This window comes from Microbacterium sp. NPDC077184 (genome assembly GCF_040687055.1).
GTDB lineage: Bacteria > Actinomycetota > Actinomycetes > Actinomycetales > Microbacteriaceae > Microbacterium.
In genome coordinates this window covers 337348-358527 of sequence record NZ_JBFBMM010000001.1, presented here as the reverse complement: position 1 = coordinate 358527, position 21180 = coordinate 337348, and the positions used below count along the sequence as shown (strand labels likewise).

Sequence of the window (21180 nt, the reverse complement as noted above, 5' to 3'; positions counted from 1 at the left end):
CCTACCGGGGTGCGGGGGCACCCTCGGCGGCGGAGCCGGAGGCGCGCGAGCGGACGGGCTTGACGCCGCGGTGGAGCGCGACGATCCCGAAGGACAGGTTGCGGTAGGCGACGTCCCCCCATCCCGCGGCGCGCATCCACGCCGCCAGCGTCGGCTGGTCGGGCCAGTCGCGGATCGACTCGTTGAGGTAGTCGTACGCGTCGGCGTTCGAGCTGACCGTCTTCGCGACGACCGGCAGGACGCGGTCGTTGTAGAACCGGTAGAGACCGGCGAAGGCCCGCGACGGCGGGTGCGAGAACTCGCACACCACGATCCGACCGCCGGGCTTGGTCACCCGCAGAAGTTCGGCGAGCGCCTTCTTCGGATCGTTGACGTTGCGCAGACCGAACGACATCGTGACCGCGTCGAACTCCTCGTCGGCGAACGGCAGGTCGGTGGCGTCGGCGTGGACGAAGGACAGATTCCGGATGCCGCCGCCCGGCGCGTCCGGTCCGTGCCGGCGCCGTCCCTCGGCGATCATCCCGGGCGAGAAGTCCGCGGCGACGACCTCCGCACCGCTGCGGGCGAGGGAGACCGAGGAGGCTCCGGTGCCGGCGGCGAGGTCGAGGATCCGCTCCCCCGGGCGCGGCGACACCGCGCGCGTGGTGGCGACCCGCCACAGCCGGTCGTTGCCCATGCTCAGCACCGTGTTCGTCCGGTCGTAGCCGCGCGCGACGCCGTCGAACATGCCGCTGACGCTCGCCGGGTCCTTGCCCAGATCGGCGCGGCGGGGCTGGTTCGCGGGGGTGTCGGTCACCCGTCGAGTCTAGGCGGCGCCCAGCGCCGCGAGGCGCTCGAGCCAGGCGTCCGCCGTGGCCTCGTCGAAGGGGGCTTCGGCCGCGCGCACCTTCCGCTCCAGGTCGACCGCGAGCGCCTCGAGGTGCGCGACGATGTCGGCGGGGTACCCGTAGTGGACGCGGTGCTCGTCCCACTCGTCGCGATCGTCGATGTAGATCCCGCCCACGGCGCGATCGACGACGTCGAGGTCCATGTCGATACCGGTCGGCTCGCCGCCGCGGAAGGTGACATCCCACCCGAGGTCGATGTAGGTGTGGGTGCGGTCCGGCCGAGCGTTACGGGTGAAGGCGTAGTCCCCGGTCGGGGGCAGCAGAGTGACGTTGTCGAACTCGGTGCGGTTGTCGCGCCCCGGACGGAAGCTGCGCCACCCCGCGCGCTGGCCGACCCAGTCGCCCCAGCGGTCGCTGCCGAGGTACACGCAGTCGTGCACCCAGTGCTCCCTGCCGTCCCACTTGCGCCAACGGAAGAGGATGCGCGACCCCACGGTGGGCCGGTCCGGCAGGGTGTTCTCGCTCACCCGCAGAGTCTAAGCCGCGGGGTCCGGGCGCGGATCCGCGGGGCGCGGCGGGCCATAGGCTGGGAAGGTGATCGAAACCTCCGGTGCGCCGTGGTTCGTGGCGCAGACGCAGGAGATCGACCCGATCGACGATCCCCTCCTCTTCGCCGACCCGGCGTCCCCCCTGGCGTGGCTCCGCCGCGGTGACGGCATCGTCGGCGTCGGCGGGATGGTCGCCGGATACGAGACCGGCGCCGGGGCGGGCACTCCCTTCGGGAGGTCCGAACCGACCGACCGACCGACGCCCGCCGAGGCCTGGCGCGACATCGTCGCCCGCAGCGAGGTCGACGATCCGCTCGGCATCCCCGGCACCGGGCTCGTGGCCTTCGGAGCGCTCGCGTTCGATGCGCGTTCGACCTCGACGAGCCGCCTCATCGTGCCGCGGGCGATCGTGGGGCGCCGGGACGGCCGCGCCTGGATCACCCGCATCCGGAACACCCGGACCGATCCCGTCGACGACACCCCGTTCCCCGTGTCGCGCCCGTACGGTCCGTACTGGTCGGCGACGCTCGGTCCGGGCGCGATGAACCCGGTCGCCTATCAGGAGGCGGTGCGCGCGGCCCTCGCCGCGATCGACGCGGGGACCGTCGAGAAGGTCGTCCTCGCGCGCGACCTCGTCGGCACCGTCCCCGCCGGCGCCGACCTCCGCCGCCTCGTCCGGGCCCTCTCGGGCAGCTACCCCGACACGTGGGCGTTCGCCGTCGACGGTCTCGTCGGCGCCAGCCCGGAAACCCTCGTCACCGTCTCCCGCGGCCGCATGACGGCGCGCGTGCTGGCCGGCACCGCCGCACGCGGAGCGGATGCCGCCGCCGATGCGCGGGCGGTGGCCGCCCTCGCGGCGAGCACGAAGGACCTCGAGGAGCACCGGTTCGCCGTCCAGAGTGTGTTGACCGCCGTCGATCCCTTCACGCAGGAGGTCGACGCGGGCACCGGGCCCTTCACCCTGGAACTGCCGAACGTGTGGCACCTCGCCACCGACATCTCCGGCGCGGTCCGCGGGTCCGCATCCGCCCTCGATCTCGTCGCGGCACTGCACCCGACGGCCGCCGTCGCCGGGACCCCGACGGATGCCGCGGTCGACCTCATCCGGCGCCTGGAGCCCTTCGATCGCGGTCGCTACGCCGGTCCCGTCGGGTGGGTCGACGGCAACGGCGACGGGGAATGGGCGATCGCCCTCCGCTGCGCGCAGATCGGATCCGAGCCCGCGCGCCGGTTCGCGGAGTACAGCGACACGATGCCGGTGACGGCCCACGCGGGCGCGGGGATCGTGGCGGGGAGCGACCCCGAGGCCGAGATGCTCGAAACGCGTGTGAAGTTCCGCCCCATCGTGGACGCGCTCGCCTGACCGAGCCGGGCGTTCGGCAACCGTAGGCATCGCCGGCATGGCCGTAGGGAAACCGTAAGGAAGCCGGGAGCCCGCGCCGCGACGGTGTTGTGTCGTCTCCTGTGCCGCACCGGCATGCATCCCGGATCTCCACGGGGTGCCGCACCCGCCGCAGGAGTAACCGTGCTCGATGTCCTCTACATCTCACTGACGATCGCGCTGTTCGCGCTGGTCGGCCTGGTCGCGAAGGGGGGCGAGCGAGGATGATCGTCTTCAGCGTCCTCGCCGCGATCCTCGCCGTCGCCGCGATCATCTACCTCGTCATCGCCCTGGTGAAGCCGGAGCGATTCTGACATGACCGCTGAAACCGTTTGGTTCGGCGTCCTCCAGGCCGCCACCGTCCTGCTCATCCTCGCCCTGATCTATCGCCCCCTCGGCGACTACATCGCGCGGATCTACACGTCCTCGAAGGACCTCGCCGTCGAGCGCGGCGTCTATCGGATCATCGGCGTGGACCCCCGCGCGGAACAGACCTGGCAGGCCTACCTGCGCGGCGTGCTCGTCTTCTCCGTCGTCGGCGTGCTGATCGTCTACACGCTGCAGCGGGTGCAGGCTCTGCTCCCGCTCTCGCTGGGGCTCCCCCCGGTCCCCGAAGGACTGGCCTTCAACACCGCCGTGTCGTTCGTGACGAACACGAACTGGCAGGCGTACTCCCCTGAACTCACCCTCGGCTACACCGCGCAGCTGGCCGGCCTCGCGGTCCAGAACTTCGTCTCGGCGGCCGTCGGGATCGCCGTGGCCGTCGCGCTGGTGCGTGGATTCGCCGCGCGCGGCACAGGGCTCCTCGGGAACTTCTGGGTGGATCTGGTCCGCGGTGTCGGGCGACTGCTCCTGCCCCTGTCGATCGTCGCCGCGCTCGCCTTGCTGGTCGGGGGTGTCGTGCAGAACGTCAACGGCTTCGTGGAGGTCACGACCCTCGGCGGCGGCACGCAGACGATTCCGGGCGGCCCGGTGGCCTCCCAGGAGGCGATCAAGGAACTCGGCACGAACGGGGGCGGCTTCTTCAACGCCAACTCGGCACACCCCTTCGAGAATCCCGCCCCGTGGACGAGCGTCCTGCAGATCCTGATGCTGCTCGCCATTCCCGTGGCGCTCCCCCGGGCCTTCGGGCGCATGGTCGGCGACAACCGCCAGGGATACGCGATCCTCGGCGCCATGGCGACGATCGCCGTCGTGTCCATCGCGGCCGGCTCCTGGCTGGAGGCACTGGGTGGGGGAACCGCACCGGAACTCGCCGGCGGACCGCTCGAGGGCAAGGAGGTGCGGTTCGGCATCCTCGGATCGACCCTGTACGCCGGGGCGACCACGCTCACCTCGACCGGCGCGGTCAACTCCATGCACGACAGCTACACGGCACTCGGCGGCATGTTCCCGCTGCTCGACATGATGCTCGGCGAGGTCGCCCCCGGTGGGGTCGGATCGGGACTCTACGGGATGCTGATCCTGGCGGTGCTGGCGGTGTTCGTCGGCGGCCTGCTCGTGGGCCGCAGCCCCGAGTACCTCGGCAAGCGGATCACGCCCCGGGAGATCACGCTCGCCAGCCTCTACATCCTCGTCACGCCCACCCTGGTGCTCACGGGCACGGCCCTGAGCTTCGGGATCCCCGCCATCGCCTCCGACGTCGAAGCGGTGTCGATCTGGAATCCAGGCGTGCACGGCATGACCGAAGTGCTCTACGCCTTCACGTCGGCCTCCAACAACAACGGCTCGGCCTTCGCGGGGCTCACCGCGAACACCCCGTGGCTGAACACCGCGCTCGGCGTGGCGATGGTCCTCGGCCGGTTCCTGCCCATGGTCCTCGTATTGGCCCTGGCCGGCTCGCTGGCCCGCCAGCAGCCCGCCCCCGTCACGGCGGGCACGCTGCCCACGAACCGGCCGCAGTTCACCGGCCTCCTCGTGGGAGTGACGGTCATCGTCACCGCTCTCACCTCTTTCCCCGTTCTCGCGCTGGGTCCCCTGGCGGAAGGGCTCGTCTAGTCATGTCATCCACCTCTTCTCTCACCGACACCGCACCGGACACCTCGTCGGCGCCGCGCACGACCCGGGTGTTCGATGGCGCGCAGCTGCGTGCTGCCGTCCCCGGCGCCTTGCGCAAGCTGAACCCTGCCGCCCTGTGGCGCAACCCCGTCATGCTCCTCGTGTGGGTCGGGGCGGCACTGACGAGCGCGATCGCCGTCGCCGAGCCGTTCCTCGGCGGACCCGAGCCGTCGGCGGGCACCGCCGTGCCCTCCGGCTTCACCTGGGGCATCGCAGTCTGGCTGTGGCTGACCGTCCTGTTCGCCAACCTCGCCGAGTCGGTCGCGGAGGGGCGCGGCAAGGCGCAGGCGGCGAGCCTCCGCAAGACTCGGACGAGCACCCTGGCCGCCCGGGTGGGTTCCTACGACGCCGCCACGGATGCCGCGGCCGAACGCGCCGACACCACGCAGGTGCCTTCCGCGGAGCTCCAGCTCGGAGACGTGGTGGTGGTCGCCGCGGGCGAGCTGATCCCCGGGGACGGAGACATCGTCTGGGGCATCGCGACCGTCGACGAGTCAGCGATCACGGGCGAGTCCGCCCCGGTGGTCCGGGAGTCCGGCGGCGACCGCAGCGCCGTCACCGGCGGTACCCGCGTCCTCAGCGACCGGATCGTGGTGCGCATCACCTCGCAGCCCGGTCAGACCTTCGTCGACCGCATGATCGCCCTGGTCGAGGGTGCGAGCCGGCAGAAGACGCCGAACGAGATCGCCCTGGGGATTCTCCTCTCGAGCCTCTCGATCGTCTTCGTCGTGGTCGTGCTGACCCTCAACCCGATCGCCTCCTACGCGGCGGCTCCCGCGAGCATCCCCGTTCTGATCGCGCTGCTCATCTGCCTCATCCCCACCACGATCGGCGCGCTGCTCTCGGCGATCGGCATCGCGGGAATGGATCGCCTCGTGCAGCGCAACGTCCTGGCCATGTCGGGCCGCGCCGTCGAGGCGGCGGGCGACGTCACGACGCTCCTGCTCGACAAGACCGGAACCATCACCTACGGCAACCGGCGCGCGACCGATTTCGTCCGCCTCGACGATGTCGATCAGGTCGAGCTCACGAGGTTCGCCGCGCTGTCCTCGCTCGCCGATCCCACCCCCGAGGGCACCTCGGTCGTCGAGCTCGCCGCTGCACGAGGCGTCGTTCCGGAACGGATCCCGGATGCCGTGTTCGAGCCCTTCACGGCGCAGACCCGGATGAGCGGTCTCGATCTCCCCGACGGCACCCTCGTGCGCAAAGGCGCGGGGTCCGCGGTGCTCGCGTGGCTCGAGACCAGCGGCGTCCAGGTCGCCACGCAGACCCGCGCGCAGCTGCTCTCGCACACGGACGCGATCGCAGGCTCGGGTGGGACGCCGCTCGTCGTCGCAACCCTCTCGCCCGACGGAATCGGGCGGATCCTCGGGGTGATCCACCTCAAAGACGTCGTCAAGGAGGGTCTGCGCGAACGATTCCAGGAGCTGCGCGAAATGGGGATCCGCACGGTGATGATCACCGGCGACAACCCTCTCACGGCCAAGGCCATCGCCGCCGAAGCCGGTGTGGACGACTACCTCGCCGAAGCGACGCCGGAGGACAAGCTGGCACTCATCACGCGGGAGCAGCAGGGCGGCAACCTCGTGGCGATGACCGGAGACGGGACGAACGATGCGCCCGCTCTGGCGCAGGCCGACGTCGGGGTGGCGATGAACACCGGCACCTCCGCCGCCAAGGAAGCCGGGAACATGGTCGACCTGGACAGCGACCCGACGAAGCTCATCGACATCGTGCGGATCGGGAAACAGCTGCTCATCACGCGCGGCGCTCTGACGACGTTCTCCCTCGCGAACGACATCGCCAAGTACTTCGCGATCATCCCCGCGATGTTCCTCGGCGTCTTCCCCGGGCTCGCCGCGCTCAACATCATGCAGCTCAGCTCGCCTGCGTCCGCGGTGACGAGCGCGATCATCTTCAACGCACTGGTGATCGTCGTCCTGATCCCCCTCGCTCTGCGCGGGGTCGCCTACCGGCCGGCGAGCGCCTCCCGCATCCTCAGCCGCAATCTCCTCGTCTACGGACTCGGCGGCGTCATCGCCCCCTTCATCGGCATCAAGCTCATCGACCTCGTCGTGAGCCTCATCCCGGGCTTCTGAGCTCGAAAGGACAGTCTTCCCATGCGCAATCCCCTCCTGCGTCCTCTCGGCGTCGCCGTGCGCGCCATGATCGTGTTCACCGTCGTCCTGGGGCTGGGGTACACCCTGCTGATCACGGGCGTCGGGCAACTGGTCGCCCCCGCTCAGGCGAACGGATCTCTCATCCGCGACGAGTCAGGAGACATCGTCGGCTCGACCCTGATCGGTCAGTCCTTCACGGATGCCGATGGGCTCCCGCTCCCGGAGTACTTCCAGTCCCGGCCGTCCGCGGCCGGCGACGGGTACGACGGCGGCGCGTCCTCCGGATCGAACTGGGGGCCGGAGAACGCCGACCTCGTCTCCGCCATCGAGGAGCGTCGCATCGCGATCGCGGACTTCGAGGGCGTGGACCCCGAGGAGATCCCCGCCGACGCGCTCACCGCTTCGGCTTCCGGCCTCGACCCGCACATCAGCCCCGCGTACGCGCTGCTGCAGGTCCCGCGCGTGGCCGCCGCGCGGGACATCCCGGCGGCGGAGGTGCGCGCGCTGGTCGAGTCTAGAATCCAGTCGAGAGACCTGGGATACCTCGGGGATCCCCGGGTGAACGTCCTCGAGCTCAACCTGGCTCTGGACGCGGTCGAGGACTGAGGGGACGACGATGAAGCGGGGGCAGCTGCGGGTTCTGCTCGGTGCCGCACCCGGCGTCGGCAAGACCTACGAGATGCTGCAGGAGGGGCGCCGGCTGCAGGAGCAGGGCAGAGACGTCGTGATCGGCATCCTGGAGACCCACGGGCGCGCCGCGACCGCGGCGCAGGCGGAGGGCCTCTCGATCCTGCCTCGTGCCGTCCATGCGCACCGGGGCGTGGAGCTCAGCGAGCTCGACGTCGACGGTCTCCTCCACCGCCGCCCGCAGGTGGCTCTCGTCGACGAGCTCGCGCACACCAACGCCCCCGGTTCGCGGCATCCGAAGCGCTGGCAGGACGTCGAGGAGATCCTGGATGCCGGGATCGACGTGATCACGACCGTCAACGTCCAGCACATCGAGTCCCTGCGTGACGTCGTCGAGCAGATCACCGGCACCTCCCAGCGCGAGACGATCCCCGACGCCGTCGTCCGTGGTGCCGATGAGATCGAGGTCGTCGACATCGCACCGCCGTCGCTGCGGGAACGTCTCTCGGCGGGCCTGGTCTATCCCCCCGAGCGGATCGACGCGGCCCTGTCGAACTACTTCCGACTGGGGAACCTCACCGCGCTCCGCGAGATCGCGCTCCTCTGGCTGGCCGATGAGGTCGACAGCGCGCTGAAGCTGTACCGCACCGAGCACCGCATCGAGGGCACGTGGCCGGCGCGCGAGCGGGTGGTGGTGGCGCTGACGGGCGGACCGGAGGGTGAGACGCTCATCCGGCGCGGCGCCCGCATCGCCGCGCGGTCCTCCGGGGGCGAGGTCGTCGCCGTCCACGTCTCGGCGCAGGACGGCCTACGCGCCTCCGCACCCGGTGCCCTCGCCGCGCAGCGCGCGCTCGTGGAGTCCCTGGGCGGCACGTACCACCAGGTCGTCGGAAACGACGTCCCGCGGACCCTGGTGGAGTTCGCCCGATCCGTGCACGCCACCCAGCTGGTGATCGGGGTGAGCCGCCGCAGTCGTCTGCAGGCGGCTCTCGCCGGTCCCGGGATCGGCGCCACCGTCATCCGCGAGTCCGGCGACATCGACGTGCACATCGTCACGCACGCCGCGGCCGGAGGACGCCTGACACTTCCGTCGCTCTCCGGCGGTGCGCTGAGCCGCCGTCGGGTGGTCCTCGGCTTCGTCGTCGCCCTCCTCGGCGGACCGCTGATGACCTGGCTGCTGTACTCGTCCCGCAGCACCGAGTCGATCACCTCCGACGTCCTCGCCTTCCAGCTCCTGGTCGTGGTGGTCGCGCTCGTCGGCGGAATCTGGCCCGCCTTCTTCGCCGCGGTGCTCTCCGGGCTGACGCTGGACTTCTTCTTCGTCGCGCCGCAGTTCACGGTGCAGATCGCCGACCCGCTCCACCTCTGGGCGCTGCTGTTGTACGTGATCATCGCGGCGCTGGTCAGCTACATCGTCGACCAGGCGGCGCGGCGCGCGCGGCTCGCACGGCGCGCCGCGGCCGAGGCCGAACTGCTCGCCACGGTGGCGGGCAGCATCCTGCGCGGGGAGAACGCCGTCGTCGCGCTGGTGAGCCGCGCCCGAGAAGCCTTCGGGATGACCGGCGTGCGCCTGGTCGCCGCGGACGGCGAGGTGCTGGCCACAGACGGCGAACCCGTGCCCGACGATCGCGCACTACGCCTCCCCGTCGGCGGGAGCGCGCGCCCCCGGGCGTTCCTGGAGCTGCACGGCGGCGAACTGCGGAGCTCCGAGCGACGTCTGCTGGAGGTGATCGTGGCTCAGCTCGGCGCCGCCCTGGAGCACAGCGACCTCGCCGAGACCGCCCGCGAGGCGGACGCGCTGGCCGAGACGGACGAGGTGCGCACGGCGCTGCTGTCCGCCGTGAGCCATGATCTGCGACGACCGCTGTCCGCGGCCGTCGCCGCCGTGGGCGGACTCCGCGCGGCCGGAGTGACCCTCAGCGCGGAGGACCGACGCGACCTGCTCGCCACCGCGGACGAGTCCCTCGCCACGCTATCGACGCTCGTGACCGACCTGCTGGACGTCAGTCGTGTCGAGGCCGGAGTCCTCGCCGTGTCGTTGCGGCCGGTGGACGCCGCCGACGTGATCCTCTCCGCGATCGACGAGCTCGGCGCCGGTCCCGAACGGGTCGAGCTCGCCCTGGACCCGGAGCTCCCGCTGATCACCGCGGACGCGGTCCTCCTCCAGCGGGTGATCGTGAATCTCCTCTCCAACGCGCTGCGTCATTCCCCGCCCTCGCGGCACGTCCGTGTCAGCACGAGCCATCTGGGCGGCAGCGCCGAGATCCGCATCGTCGATCGGGGCGCGGGCGTCTCGCCCGAACGATGGGACGACATCTTCGCGCCGTTCCAGCGACTCGGCGACGTCGACAACACCACCGGGCTCGGGTTGGGGCTGGCCCTCTCCCGCGGCTTCACCCGTGGCATGGGCGGCACACTGCGTCCCGAAGACACCCCCGGTGGCGGCCTGACGATGGTCGTCGCGCTCCCCGTCGCCGCGGCGGCCGCTGATGCTTCGTCGGCGTTGATCCGATGAAGATCCTGGTCGCCGACGACGATCCTCAGCTGGTGCGGGCGCTGCGGATCACCCTCTCCGCGCACGGGTACGACGTCGTGGCCGCGCCCGACGGCGCCGCGGCGGTGACGCTGGCTGCGCAGGCCCATCCCGACATCGTGCTCCTCGATCTCGGAATGCCGCGCCTGGACGGCGTCGAGGTGATCCACGCCCTCCGCGGGTGGACCTCCGCCCCGATCATCGTCGTGTCCGGACGGACGGGCTCGGCCGACAAGGTGGAGGCTCTGGATGCCGGCGCCGACGACTACGTCACCAAGCCGTTCCAGATCGACGAACTCCTCGCGCGCCTGCGCGCCCTCAGCCGCCGGACGGGCGCCGGGCCGGATGCTCCCGTGGTGACCTTCGGCGACGTCGCGATCGACCTCGCCACGAAGTCGGTGACCCGAGGCGGACAGCGCGTGCACCTGACACCCACGGAGTGGCGGATGCTGGAATTCCTGGCGCGGAACCCCGGAGCCCTGGTCACGCGTCAGACACTGCTGAAGGAGATCTGGGCCAGCGATCAGGTGAGTGATTCAGGGTACCTGCGGCTGTACATGTCGCAGCTGCGGAAGAAGCTCGAACCGGACCCCGCGCAGCCGCGCCACCTTCTCACCGAGTCCGGCATGGGATACCGGCTCGTCCGCGACGCCTGAGAGCGCCTAGCCTGGCACGGTGCGCCACCCCACCCTTCTCCCGATGACCGTGCCGGCATGAGCGGGCCGGTCCCCTCCCTGGCCCTCCGCGGCGACGCGGTGCTGACGAATCTCCGCCTCGTCGACGGCATCCGCCCGACACCGCAGGACGGGCTGGCGATCGTGATCGAGGCGGGGCGCGTCACGCGCATCGAGCCCGACACACTGTCGAGGACGGACGCCGGAACCGCTGTGCACGACCTCGGTGGCGCGGTGGTGATGCCGGGTCTGATCAACATGCACACCCACTTCTCGCTGTCGCTTCCCGGGCCGGGAGGGGACGCGGTGAGCGCGCTCGACCCGCACGAACTCGCGCTGTACATGGCCGACGGCGCGCGGCGCACCCTCCTCTCGGGCGTCACGACCGTCCGGTGCGTGTCCGAGAAGGGCGGGGCCGACTTCGCCCTCCGCCGCGCGATCGAGGCCGGCCACGTCGCGGGCCCGCGCATCTTCACCGCCGGGCGGGGGCTGTGCTGCACCGGAGGACACGGGCACGACACCGACGACACCCTCGAGTGCGACGGAGCGGATGCCGTCACCCGCGGCGTCCGGAGCCAGATCGCCGCCGGCGCCGACCTCGTCAAGCTGATGATCTCCGGCGGCATCGCCGGGGAGAACGAGCAGATCACGACGCCGCAGCTCACGCGGGAGGAAATGGCGGCGGCGATCTCGACGGCCCACGCATGGGGACGCAAGGTCACCGCGCACGCCGGTCCCGCGGCGATCATCGCCGAGGCGGTGGAGCTGGGACTCGATTGCGTCGAGCACGGCTACGAGCTGACCCCGGAGGTCGCCGCCCTCATGGCCGCGCACGACACGGCGCTCGTGCCGACCCTCGTGGTCACGCGGGCGAAGGCGTTCTTCGACGACCTCGGCGTGCCGGAGTGGATGCAGCAGCGCTCGCTCGAGGCGGGTCCTCGCCATCTGGACTCGTACCGGTACGCCCTCGACGCCGGCGTCGAGGTGCTCCTCGGCAGCGACATGCCTCCGTTCTGGGACTTCGAGGGCACGAGCGCCGTCGTCCGCGAGCTCGAGCACATGCAGGCCGGCGGCCTTCCCGCCCCGGACGTCGTCCGCGCCGCCACCTCCGCTCCCGCGCGCTGGCTCGGCGCCGCCGACCTCGGCATCCTCGCTCCCGGCGCGTGCGCCGATCTCGTCGCCATGCCCGACGACCCGACGACCGACATCTCGGCGCTCCGCGGGATCGACCTGGTGATGCGCGGCGGCGTGATCGTCCGCGACGACGCGGGGCGCACCCGATGAGCGCGGAAGAAGACGACCGGACGGAGCTGTACGACCTGCGCGTCGTCGTGGACCGTATCGAGGGCCGTTCGGTGTGCGGCATGAAGGTCGGCGATCACATCGACCTCGTCGAGAGCAGCCGCCTGTGCCTCCCGGACGGCGGCCACTTCTGCCTCTACGCCCTCCAGGCCGTTCTGCCGCTGCTCCCCGCCAAGCAGCGACGCCTTCCGCCGGGTGATTGGCTGGAACGCGACGACCTCGTCGCGTGCCCCGACCCGGAGGAACGCCTCATCATGCGGATCGAGCGCACCGGCATCCGTTCGATCCCCACCGAGGACCTCACGTGAGCGCCGGCGGCCGGCGCGAGCCCGTGCGGTTCTCCCTCGGCCTGCAGACCGACAAGGCCCCCGGCGACTACGCCGCGCTCGCCCGCCTCGCCGAGGACCTCGGGTTCGACGGCGTGAGCGTCTTCTCGGACCTCCTCTACCAGCCGCCGATCGCGGCCCTCCTCGAGATGGCGCAGGCGACGACGCGCATCCGTCTCGGGTGCGCGTGCTGGAACCCGTTCACCCTGCACCCGTACGAGATCGCCGGACAGTTCGCCGCGGTGGATGCCGCGTCCGCCGGCCGGGCCTACCTCGGCCTCGCACGCGGATCGTGGCTGGAGGCGATCGGGGTGGAGGCCTCGCGCCCGATCGCGGCCCTCCGCGAGGCCACCGGAATGATCCAGGCGCTGCTGTCGGGATCGGGCGACGGGTACGCCGGCGAGATCTTCCGGCTGCAGCCCGGTGTGCGGCTGCGCTACCCCGTCGTCCGCGAGCGCGCACCGATCCTGATCGGATCGTGGGGGCCGCTGGGCTCGGCGCTCGCGGGAGAGATCGCCGACGAGATCAAGGTCGGCGGCACCGCGAACCCCGCAATGGTCGGCGTCGTCCGCGGGCGCCTCCGCCGCGGCCTGGAGCGGGCCGGTCGCCCGGACGGGGCCGTCGGAGTCGTCGTGGGCGCCGTGACCGTCATCGATCGCGACGGCGACGCCGCACGCGCCCTCGCCCGGCGCGAGGTGGCGATGTACCTCGACGTGATCGCCGCGCTCGATCCGACCGTCGATCTTCCCGACGACCTGCTGCCCGGGATCCGTGCCCGCCTCGCGGACGGCGCCGAGGAGGCGGCGGGGAGGCTCATCCCCCGCGACGTGCTGGATCTCTTCGCGTTCTCGGGGACGCCCGACGACATCGCGGCTCAGGCGCGGCTCCTCATGGATGCCGGGGTCGACCGGATCGAGTTCGGAACGCCGCACGCGCGCGTCCCCGCCGAGGGCATCGCCCTCCTCGGGCGCGAGGTGCTCCCGCGCCTCCGCGACTGAGGGCGCGGGCGCGCTCCGCGCCGACGGCGGCGTCAGCCCAGGAGACGCTCGCGGAGCGGCTCGAGTCCCATGGGGCCGAGGCCCAGCGCGTCACGGTGGAAGGCGCGGAGCGAGAAGTCCGCACCGTCCGCCGCTTCGCGCGCGGTGCGGGCCTGCACCCACAGCCGCGCGCCGACCTTGAACGCGAGGGCCTGCCCCGGCCAGCCGAGGTAGCGGTCCACTTCGAACCCGGCGAGGTGCGGTTCGACCAGGGCGAGGTCGACCAGCATCCGTCGGGCGAGGTCCGGGGTCCACGGCTGCGGCGGGACGACCGCCCCGTCCGGGACCGCCCAGCCGGTGTGCAGGCCGATGTCGGCGACGATCCGCACCGACCGCCAGATCTGCCCGAGCACGAGCCCGAGGCGTTCCGCCGGGTCGCGGACGAGGCCGAGCTCGTCGGAGAGCTGTTCGGCGTAGTGCGCCCATCCCTCGGCGTATCCGTGGATGTGGCAGAGGTGCCGCTGCCACGGGTGCAGGTCGGGGTCGGAGGCGGTGACGACGAACTGGAGGTGGTGCCCCGGAAGACCCTCGTGGTGGACGCTCGTGACCTCCTGCCACGACGCGGCCACCGGCACCCCGCTCGGGATCGTCCAGACGATGCGGCTCGGCGCAGAACCGTCCGGCGGCGCGGGCGTGTAGTAGACCACGCCGTCCGTCGCCTCGGCGACGACGCACTCCACGCGACGGATGCCGGCGGGGAGGGCGAAGGCGTCCTCCAGCGCCGCCGTCGTCTCGTCGACCCGACGGGTGAGCCAGTCGCGGATGGCGTCCACCCCCTCGAGCCGGTAGCGCGAGTCGGCGTCGAGCAAGGCGGCGGCCGCGCGCACCGGATCGTCGCCGTCGGCGCCGAGCGCGCGGGCGAGCGTGCGAGCCTCGTCCGTCAGACGCGCGAGCTCGGCCCAGCCGTACGCGTACGTGTCGGCGAGGTCGATCCGGGCGCCCAGCATCGCCGCGGCGAGATCGGGGTAGACCTCCTCCCCCACGCCGTCCTGCTCCGGCGCGACGGCGCGGAGATCGCCGCGGAGGGCGGACACGAGGTCGGCGAGCGCGCCGTTCGTCTCGTCGGCGGCGGCGCGGACGCGCGCCCGCGTGACGTCGTCGACGCCCGGCGCGATCGGCACGCCGCCGAACCAGTCCGCGTCGATCCAGCGGTCGAGCTGGCCGGCGAGGGTGTCGAGCTGCCGGATCGGCGCGACGCCGCTGCCGGTGAAACGGTCGGCCTCCTCGCGCGCCCACCGGAGGGCGGCGAGGTACTGTCGGACGGCGACGGGCGCGGCCTCCAGGCGCGCGAGCAGGGCCTCACCCGCGGCATCCGGCGTCAGCGTCAGCCCCTCGATCGCGTAACGGACCAGGTGCACCGGTGTGGCGAGTCCGGCGACGAGCCGCGGGGTGAAGCCGGTGTCGAAGAGGAGGCGCTCGCGTTCGAGACGCTCGCGCAGCGCGGCGCGGAGCGCCTTGTCTCCGGCATCCGTCGGCAGGGCGTCGAGTCGCCGCACGGTCTCGCCCTGCAGGTCGTGCCGGCGCTGCAGCCACTCGGGCGAGAGATCGGGAAGCGCGGGGCCGTCCTGCCGGCCGAGCGCCTGCGCGGCATCCGGTTCGTGGCGGGCGAGCTCGGCGACGTAGCCGTCGGCGATCCGATGGACCGGATCCGCGGGGTGGGGCTGGGGGGGCTGGGGCACCGACTCAGCCTACGAGCCGTCCGCCGTCGAACCGGGTGCGGGTCAGCTGGCGGCGAGCCGCGCCTTCTCGGCTTCGACGTCGAAGGACGCCGCCGGCCACTGCGGATCGATGCGCTCGAGCACGTCGAGGAGGAGTGCCTGCACGGCCAGTCGCGCGTACCACTTCCGATCCGCGGGCACGACGTGCCAGGGGGCGTGCGGGGTGGACGTACGGTCGAGGACGACCTGGTATGCGCCCATGTAGTCGTCCCAGAGCCTCCTCTCGTCGATGTCGCCGGGGTTGAACTTCCAGTGCTTGTCGGGCCGCTCGAGCCGTTCGGTGAGACGCTCGCGCTGCTCGTCCTTCGAGATGTGGAGCATGACCTTCACGAGGTGGACGCCGGCGTCGGTGATGCGGCGCTCGAAGTCGTTGATGGCGTCGTAGCGGCGCTCGATCTCGTCGGGCGTCGCGAGGCTCCGGACCCGGCCGATGAGGACGTCCTCGTAGTGCGAGCGGTCGAAGACCCCGATGTAGCCGGCGCGCGGCACTTCGCGCTCGATCCGCCACAGGAAGTCGTGCTCGAGCTCCTCGGGTGTGGGCTTCTTGAACGCCTTCAGGTGGATGCCCTGGGGGTCGGTCGCGCCGATGACGTGGCGGACGATCCCGCCCTTGCCCGCCGTGTCCATCGCCTGGAGGACGAGGAGCACCGCGGGCGAATCCGGATTCTCACGGCTCTGGGCGTACAGCCGCTCCTGCAGCTCGTCGAACTCCTCCGCGCCCGCGGCGAGGTCGTCCTGGGCGTCGGACTTCGTCTGGCCGTACCCGGGGGTCGAGCGGGTGTCCACGTCCGCGAGGACGAACCCGTCCCGCACCCGGAGGAGGTCGCCGAGGTCGCCGTCGCTGTGTGTCTGACTCTTCGCCGTCATCGCCCCATCCTGTCCGGTTCAGCGCGCGAGGGGAACCTCGATGATCTGCCGACCGCCCACCGGCGAGGTGAGCACCTGGTCGAGCTCGGCGCGGGTCGTCACCCGCCGGTACTCCCACCCGTAGGCGAGGGCGAGCTGCTCGAAGCGGACCGAGTGCGGGGTGTACAGCACGCGGTCCATCGCCTCGTCATCGGCGACGGCGGCGACTTCGAGCGAGTCGAAGATCGTCCCCCCGGCGTCGTTGCCGACGATCACCTGGAGGCGCGGCTCGTCCTCCGCGGGCGGGAGGAGGAGGGCACCGACGTCATGGAGGGCGGCCAGATCGCCGAGCAGAAGCCGGGTGACGCCGGGCGCACCGCCGCGCTGGCTCGCGGCGGCCACACCGAAGGCCGTGGCGATCGTGCCGTCGATCCCGGCGAGGCCGCGGTTGGCGTGGACGGCGACCTTCTTGCCCCCGAGGACGGCGTCGGCGACGCGCACGAGGCGGGACGAGCCGAACACGAGGCGATCGTGCGGCCACGACGCGCGCCAGACGGCGTCGACCAGGATCTCGCGGTCCACGCGGTGGCGGGCGACGGCGAGCTCGGCCGACAGCGCGCCGAGGCGCTCGGACGGGACGGTCGAAGCGAGCGCGTCGGCGTCCGGGGCGGGGGGCGCGAGATCGACGGCGGCGTCGCGGGAGGCGCGGATCCACGCCCCGAGCCACTCGCGGTCGATCTCTCCCGCGGCGACCGCCACGGCATCCGCCGCCGCGGTCGTGCCGTTGAGGTTCAGCGGCTCGCCGGGGCCGCGGAGGGCGATGACCTCCACCGAAGTGTCGGAGAGGAGGCGCGCCACCTCGCGGCTGAGGGTCGGGTGCCCGAGGACGACGGCGCGCTGGATACGACCGCCGAGGGCGGGATCCGACAGCAGGGTCCGATACGCGTGCACGAGATTGCGTCCGAACCGTGCGCCGCTGACGATCTCCGCGATCAGCGGCCATCCGCCGAGATGGGCGAGATGCTCGGCATCCGCTCCGGCGTCGGCGCCGGCGATCACGACGGTCCGCGGGCCGCGCCCGAGCATGCAGGGGGTGGCGTCGGGGTCGCCGGGGAGGTCGGACACGCCGATGCCCCCGCCGCCCTGGTACAGCGCTCCGGAGCCGTCGGGGTCGGCGTCGGCCGCGTCGTCGTCGGGGGCGGTCGACCCACCGGTGTCGGAACCGGCCGGCGGCTCGTCGGCAGGAGCGAGCCAGGCGGGGAGGGCCCCGGCGAGGGGCTCGCGGTACGGGAGGTTGAGGTGAACGGGCCCGGCCGAGCGGAGTCCCACCCCGAGCGCGGCATCGATCGCCTCGTCCGCGAGACGGCGCAGCATGAGCGTCTGCGGGCCGTCACCGTTCGGGTCGGTCTCGTCCGGGGTCGGCACGTCGGTCTCCAGCCGCACGCTCGGGGCCAACATCCCCGGCTGCCGCGTGGTCTGGTTGGCGCCGACCCCCCGCAGCTCCGGCGGGCGATCGGCCGTGAGCAGCAGCATCGGGATGCCGGCATGGTGCGCCTCGAGGGCGGCGGGGAGGAGGTTCGCGACGGCGGTGCCGGAGGTGCAGAGGACGGCGGCGGGGATCCCGGTCTCGCGTCCGATGCCGAGGGCGGTGAACCCCGCGACCCGCTCGTCGATCCGGACGTGGAGGGCGATCCGGCCCGCGCGCTCGAGTTGGGCCGCCACGAGGGCGAGAGCCTGCGAGCGCGACCCGGGGCTGAGGACGACGTGGGTGACGCCCCGCTCGACGAGGCGCAGAAGGAGAGCGGCGGCCGCGTCGGTGGCCGGGGAGGCGGACTCCCGGGAAACGCCGCTCACGTCAGCCGCGGGCGCCGCGCTGGCCGCGCGCGTCGTCGTCGCCGTCCGCGGCGGGCGGCACATCGGTGGTTCCCGCACCGGTGGTGCCCGTGGCCCCCGTGGCGCCGGTCGTGCCGGCATCCGCTTCCGGGCGCCGCCAGCGGGGATCGTCGTCCTCCGCGTCGAGCTGCGCGAGCTCTTCTTCGAGTCGGCGGATGCGCTCGTCCTGGTCGCTGATCGAGCCGATCCGACCGAGGAAATCGGGGTCGTCGTCCGGGGCGCGAGAGGGACGAGCGGACGATGGGCGCGTGCGGCCGACCACGAACCACAGGATGCCACCGAGGACGGGGATGATCACGACGATCAGGATCCATATCGGCTTGCTCACGCCGCGATGGCGGGTGGGCGGCTGGAGGGCGCAATCGACGATGCTGTACACCCAGAACAGCGTGGCCACCAGCGCTCCGATGAGGAGTACCCTCGTCATCCCTCCATCCTAGGCGTCCCGTCGGACGCGGGGGCGGCGTCGTGACCGAACCGTAGGATGGCAGGGTGAAAGCGCGCTCTGTGATCCTCTACACGGTGCTGCGGCTGGCGGCGTTCCTGGTGCCGTTCGGCATCCTCATGCTCCTGCCGATCATGCGTGAGTACTACCTGCTCGCCGCGATCTTCGCCGCCCTCATCGGCCTCAGCCTGTCGATGCTGTTCCTGCGTCGTCCGCTCGAGGAGGTCACCGCCGGCCTCGCCGAGCGGCGATCCCGCGCGCGCGATCGCGTCAGCGACGAGGAGGCGGAGGATGCCGCGGCATCGGCATCCGCTCCGGCTCCGGCATCCGCCCCGGCTCCGGCTCCGGCGTCAGCCGACGAAGGCCCAGAAGAGGAATCCGGCGTACGCGATCGAGGTCAGTGAGCACAGGCCCAGCGCGACGATGAGCTCTCGCGGGTCTCGGTAGGTCCAGACGATGAGGATCGCCGGGAGCGCCGCCAGCAGCACCAGCAGGGTCAGCCACGCGATCGGGTAGAACAGCGCGAGGAAGACCGCGATCACGAACGGGATCAGCACGAAGATCGTGAAAAGCCAGCGCGTGGCGGTACGGCCGATGCGGACCGACAGGGTGCGCTTGCCCGCGGCGCGGTCCTGATCGAGGTCGCGCAGGTTGTTCGCCAGCAGCACCGCGCAGGCGAGGAAGCCGGCCGCGATCGCCCCGAACCAGGCCTCCTGCGGCAGGGCGAGGGCCTGCACCCAGGTCGTGCCGAGGGTCGCGACGAGGCCGAAGAAGACGAAGACGAAGAGCTCGCCGAGCCCGGCGTATCCGTAGGGGCGCTTCCCGCCGGTGTAGAACCATGCGGCCGCGATCGCCGCGGCGCCGACCGCGAGGAGCCACCACTGCTCGGTGCGGATGGTGATCGCGAGCCCCGCGACGGCGGCGATGCCGAAGAAGACCAGGGCGACCGTGAGGACGGTGCGGGGCTTCGCCTTCCCGGCGCCGGTCAGGCGGGCCGGCCCCACGCGGACGTCGTCGGTGCCGCGGATGCCGTCGCTGTAGTCGTTGGCGTAGTTCACGCCGATCTGCAGGGCGACCGCCACCACGAGGCACAGCAGCGCGATGACCCAGCGGAGCGAGTCGAGGACGAGCATCGCCGCGCCGGTGCCGATGACGACGGGGGCGACAGCGAGGGGCAGGGTGCGCAGACGTGCCGCGCCGATCCAGTCGCGGGGCCCCGCGGGCCGGACCGGTTCGCGGACGACCGGCGCGACCTTCTGCGGGTTGCCGCGGGATCCGCGTCGGTTCTTGGACGGGTGCGAGCGCTTCTTGCCGGAGGTGCGTGCCACGAGGGGACATCTTACGAGGAGCGGGGCACCGGTGGGGCACGCGGATGCGGGCGGGTGTGGGCGGGCGCTGCGGCTCCGGCGCGGGCTCAGTGGAGGGCGAGTACGGCGCGGCGGATCGCCTCGCGGTCGGGCTTCCCCGACGGGAGCTCGGCGATCTCGTCCACCAGCACCAGGCGCGCCGGACGCGCATGCCGGCCGACCTCGCTGGCGACCATGTCGCGGGCGCGGGCGAGCTGATCCGCCTCGCTCCGCCGCAGCGCCTCCCCGCGCGGCACCACGATGACCGATGCTTCGCCCCAGCGGTCATCCGGGACACCCACCACGACGGCATCCTGCAGTCCTGTCACGGCGCGGACGGCCTGCTCGACGCGGTCCAGCGAGATGTTGACCCCGCCGGAGACGATGACGTTGTCGATGCGGCCCTGCACGCGCAGGATGTCGTCCTCGATGAGCCCGGCGTCCCCGGTGCGGTACCACCGGGTGCCGTCCGGGTCGGTGGCGAAGACCGCGCGTGTGCGATCGGGCTCACCGAGGTAGCCGGACGCGAGCACCGGCCCGCTGAGCTGCACCTCGCCGTCGCGGATGCGCATCGCCACGCCCCGCAGGGGACGTCCGTCGTACACGCATCCGCCGCTGGTCTCGGTCGATCCGTAGGTGCGGACGATGCGGACCCCGGCCTCCTCGGCGCGTTCGCGAAGCGCGGCCGGGAGCGCCTGCCCGCCGATGAGGATGCGCTCGAACGACCCGAGAGCGGCGGCGACGGCGTGATCGTCGACGGCCGCGTCGAGGAGGCGCTGCAGCTGAGCCGGAACCAGCGATGTGAAGGTCGGGGTGCGCGCCCCGCCCTCGGACGACGCCATCATGAGCGCTGCCGCGGCGAAGGCCTGCGGCGAGAACGAACCCGAGATCACGGCGGGTTCCCGCCCGGCGACGATCGAGCGCACGAGCACCTGGATACCGGCGACGTAGGTGGCCGGGAGCGCGAGGAGCCACGCGCCCTCGCCGATGCGGTCGGCGGTCGCGAGGGCGGAGCTGATGAGGGCGTCCCGTCCGAGGACGACGCTCTTCGGGACGCCCGTGGAGCCGGACGTGGTGACGACCACCGCTGTCCCGGCCGGAACGTCGTCCGGCGGGTCGCCGACGAGCCCGACCCCGAGGGCCGGTCCCGGGCCGTGGATCGCGGCCTTCAGCGCACGGAGGATGTCGCGCGGGTCGTCCCCCACCGCCGCCTCGAGCCTCACGGCCGGCCCGCCCCGCGGTTCACCGGGCGCGTGGGCGCGGGCGCGGTCGCCCCGCCCGCCCGTGCCGAACTCCTCAACCCCGCCCCGAAACCGGGCGACACGCCGCGCGTGCCTCCCTCACGCCCCCGGATCGGAGGAGTTCGGCCCGCCGCCTCCGGCCGCCACCCGCCCCGCATCAGACCCGCCGGGGGCGACGTCGTCGCCGGGCGCGTGGGCGCGGTCGCCCCGCCCGCCGGTACCGAACTCCTCAACCCCGCCCGGAAACCGAGCGACACG

The 21180-nt window shown here is 72.4% G+C and carries 19 protein-coding genes; 11 read left to right on the top strand and 8 right to left on the bottom strand.

Annotated elements, in window-relative coordinates; all coding sequences use genetic code 11:
* Position 1 precedes the first annotated feature (1 nt).
* Together AB0O93_RS01630 and AB0O93_RS01625 are read right to left on the bottom strand one after the other, a co-directional pair.
* A complete protein-coding gene (locus tag AB0O93_RS01630) occupies positions 2 to 796 on the bottom strand; it encodes a demethylmenaquinone methyltransferase (protein WP_363339884.1) in 795 nt (264 codons plus the stop codon).
* A gap of 9 nt (positions 797 to 805) precedes the next feature.
* A complete protein-coding gene (locus AB0O93_RS01625) occupies positions 806 to 1354 on the bottom strand; it encodes a DUF402 domain-containing protein (protein ID WP_363339882.1) in 549 nt (182 codons plus the stop codon).
* A 67-nt stretch (positions 1355 to 1421) separates the two neighbouring features.
* Here AB0O93_RS01625 and AB0O93_RS01620 point away from each other — a divergent pair, with 67 nt between their 5' ends.
* The 10 genes from AB0O93_RS01620 to AB0O93_RS01575 all read left to right on the top strand — a co-directional run bounded on the left by AB0O93_RS01620 (position 1422) and on the right by AB0O93_RS01575 (position 13394).
* Positions 1422 to 2738 (top strand): isochorismate synthase, encoded by a 1317-nt coding sequence (locus tag AB0O93_RS01620; protein ID WP_363339880.1) that lies wholly within the window; start codon positions 1422 to 1424, stop codon positions 2736 to 2738.
* A gap of 242 nt (positions 2739 to 2980) precedes the next feature.
* Positions 2981 to 3070, top strand: a complete 90-nt coding sequence (locus tag AB0O93_RS01615) for a potassium-transporting ATPase subunit F (RefSeq protein ID WP_363339878.1) — start codon at positions 2981 to 2983, stop codon at positions 3068 to 3070.
* Between the two features lies 1 nt (position 3071).
* The gene (gene kdpA, locus AB0O93_RS01610; protein ID WP_363339876.1) at positions 3072 to 4754 is read left to right on the top strand and encodes a potassium-transporting ATPase subunit KdpA; all 1683 of its coding nucleotides are present in this window, start codon (positions 3072 to 3074) and stop codon (positions 4752 to 4754) included.
* A 2-nt stretch (positions 4755 to 4756) separates the two neighbouring features.
* Positions 4757 to 6913, top strand: coding sequence for a potassium-transporting ATPase subunit KdpB (gene kdpB / locus AB0O93_RS01605; RefSeq protein ID WP_363339874.1), 2157 nt, complete (start codon positions 4757 to 4759; stop codon positions 6911 to 6913).
* Positions 6914 to 6934: 21 nt separating this feature from the next.
* Positions 6935 to 7540: a potassium-transporting ATPase subunit KdpC gene (gene kdpC / locus AB0O93_RS01600; RefSeq protein WP_363339872.1), complete on the top strand. Its 606-nt coding sequence runs from the start codon at positions 6935 to 6937 to the stop codon at positions 7538 to 7540.
* Positions 7541 to 7550: 10 nt separating this feature from the next.
* On the top strand, positions 7551 to 10076 hold the full coding sequence (locus AB0O93_RS01595; RefSeq protein ID WP_363339870.1) for a DUF4118 domain-containing protein: 2526 nt from the start codon (positions 7551 to 7553) through the stop codon (positions 10074 to 10076).
* Entirely contained in the window at positions 10073 to 10750 is a 678-nt protein-coding gene (locus tag AB0O93_RS01590; RefSeq protein ID WP_363339868.1) for a response regulator transcription factor, read from the top strand. The genes AB0O93_RS01595 and AB0O93_RS01590 overlap by 4 nt, the downstream gene beginning before the upstream one ends.
* Positions 10751 to 10807: 57 nt before the next feature.
* Positions 10808 to 12052 (top strand): amidohydrolase family protein, encoded by a 1245-nt coding sequence (locus AB0O93_RS01585; RefSeq protein ID WP_363339866.1) that lies wholly within the window; start codon positions 10808 to 10810, stop codon positions 12050 to 12052.
* A complete protein-coding gene (locus tag AB0O93_RS01580) occupies positions 12049 to 12378 on the top strand; it encodes a TIGR04076 family protein (RefSeq protein WP_363339864.1) in 330 nt (109 codons plus the stop codon). Before AB0O93_RS01585 ends, AB0O93_RS01580 begins: the two co-directional genes overlap by 4 nt.
* Positions 12375 to 13394 carry an LLM class flavin-dependent oxidoreductase gene (locus AB0O93_RS01575; RefSeq protein WP_363339862.1) on the top strand — a complete coding sequence of 340 codons (1020 nt, stop codon included), beginning with the start codon at positions 12375 to 12377 and terminating at the stop codon, positions 13392 to 13394. The genes AB0O93_RS01580 and AB0O93_RS01575 overlap by 4 nt, the downstream gene beginning before the upstream one ends.
* Before the next feature lie 32 nt (positions 13395 to 13426).
* On the opposite strand, the gene AB0O93_RS01570 is transcribed toward AB0O93_RS01575, so the two are convergent.
* From AB0O93_RS01570 to AB0O93_RS01555, 4 genes are read right to left on the bottom strand one after another with little or no spacing between them, the layout of a single operon-like run.
* The gene (locus AB0O93_RS01570) at positions 13427 to 15112 is read right to left on the bottom strand and encodes a DUF885 domain-containing protein (protein ID WP_363339859.1); all 1686 of its coding nucleotides are present in this window, start codon (positions 15110 to 15112) and stop codon (positions 13427 to 13429) included.
* Between the two features lie 42 nt (positions 15113 to 15154).
* A complete protein-coding gene (locus AB0O93_RS01565) occupies positions 15155 to 16018 on the bottom strand; it encodes a polyphosphate kinase 2 family protein (RefSeq protein WP_363339857.1) in 864 nt (287 codons plus the stop codon).
* Between the two features lie 18 nt (positions 16019 to 16036).
* The gene (gene menD, locus AB0O93_RS01560) at positions 16037 to 17914 is read right to left on the bottom strand and encodes a 2-succinyl-5-enolpyruvyl-6-hydroxy-3-cyclohexene-1-carboxylic-acid synthase (RefSeq protein ID WP_363339855.1); all 1878 of its coding nucleotides are present in this window, start codon (positions 17912 to 17914) and stop codon (positions 16037 to 16039) included.
* Complete coding sequence (locus AB0O93_RS01555; RefSeq protein WP_363339853.1) at positions 17853 to 18317, bottom strand: PLD nuclease N-terminal domain-containing protein; 465 nt, start codon at positions 18315 to 18317, stop codon at positions 17853 to 17855. The genes menD and AB0O93_RS01555 overlap by 62 nt, the downstream gene beginning before the upstream one ends.
* A gap of 65 nt (positions 18318 to 18382) precedes the next feature.
* Here AB0O93_RS01555 and AB0O93_RS01550 point away from each other — a divergent pair, with 65 nt between their 5' ends.
* A complete protein-coding gene (locus AB0O93_RS01550; RefSeq protein ID WP_363339851.1) occupies positions 18383 to 18739 on the top strand; it encodes a DUF4229 domain-containing protein in 357 nt (118 codons plus the stop codon).
* On the opposite strand, the gene AB0O93_RS01545 is transcribed toward AB0O93_RS01550, so the two are convergent.
* Positions 18686 to 19663, bottom strand: a complete 978-nt coding sequence (locus AB0O93_RS01545) for a 1,4-dihydroxy-2-naphthoate polyprenyltransferase (RefSeq protein WP_363339849.1) — start codon at positions 19661 to 19663, stop codon at positions 18686 to 18688. The genes AB0O93_RS01550 and AB0O93_RS01545 overlap by 54 nt on opposite strands.
* A gap of 86 nt (positions 19664 to 19749) precedes the next feature.
* Positions 19750 to 20904 (bottom strand): AMP-binding protein, encoded by a 1155-nt coding sequence (locus tag AB0O93_RS01540; protein WP_363339847.1) that lies wholly within the window; start codon positions 20902 to 20904, stop codon positions 19750 to 19752.
* Positions 20905 to 21180: the final 276 nt, after the last annotated feature.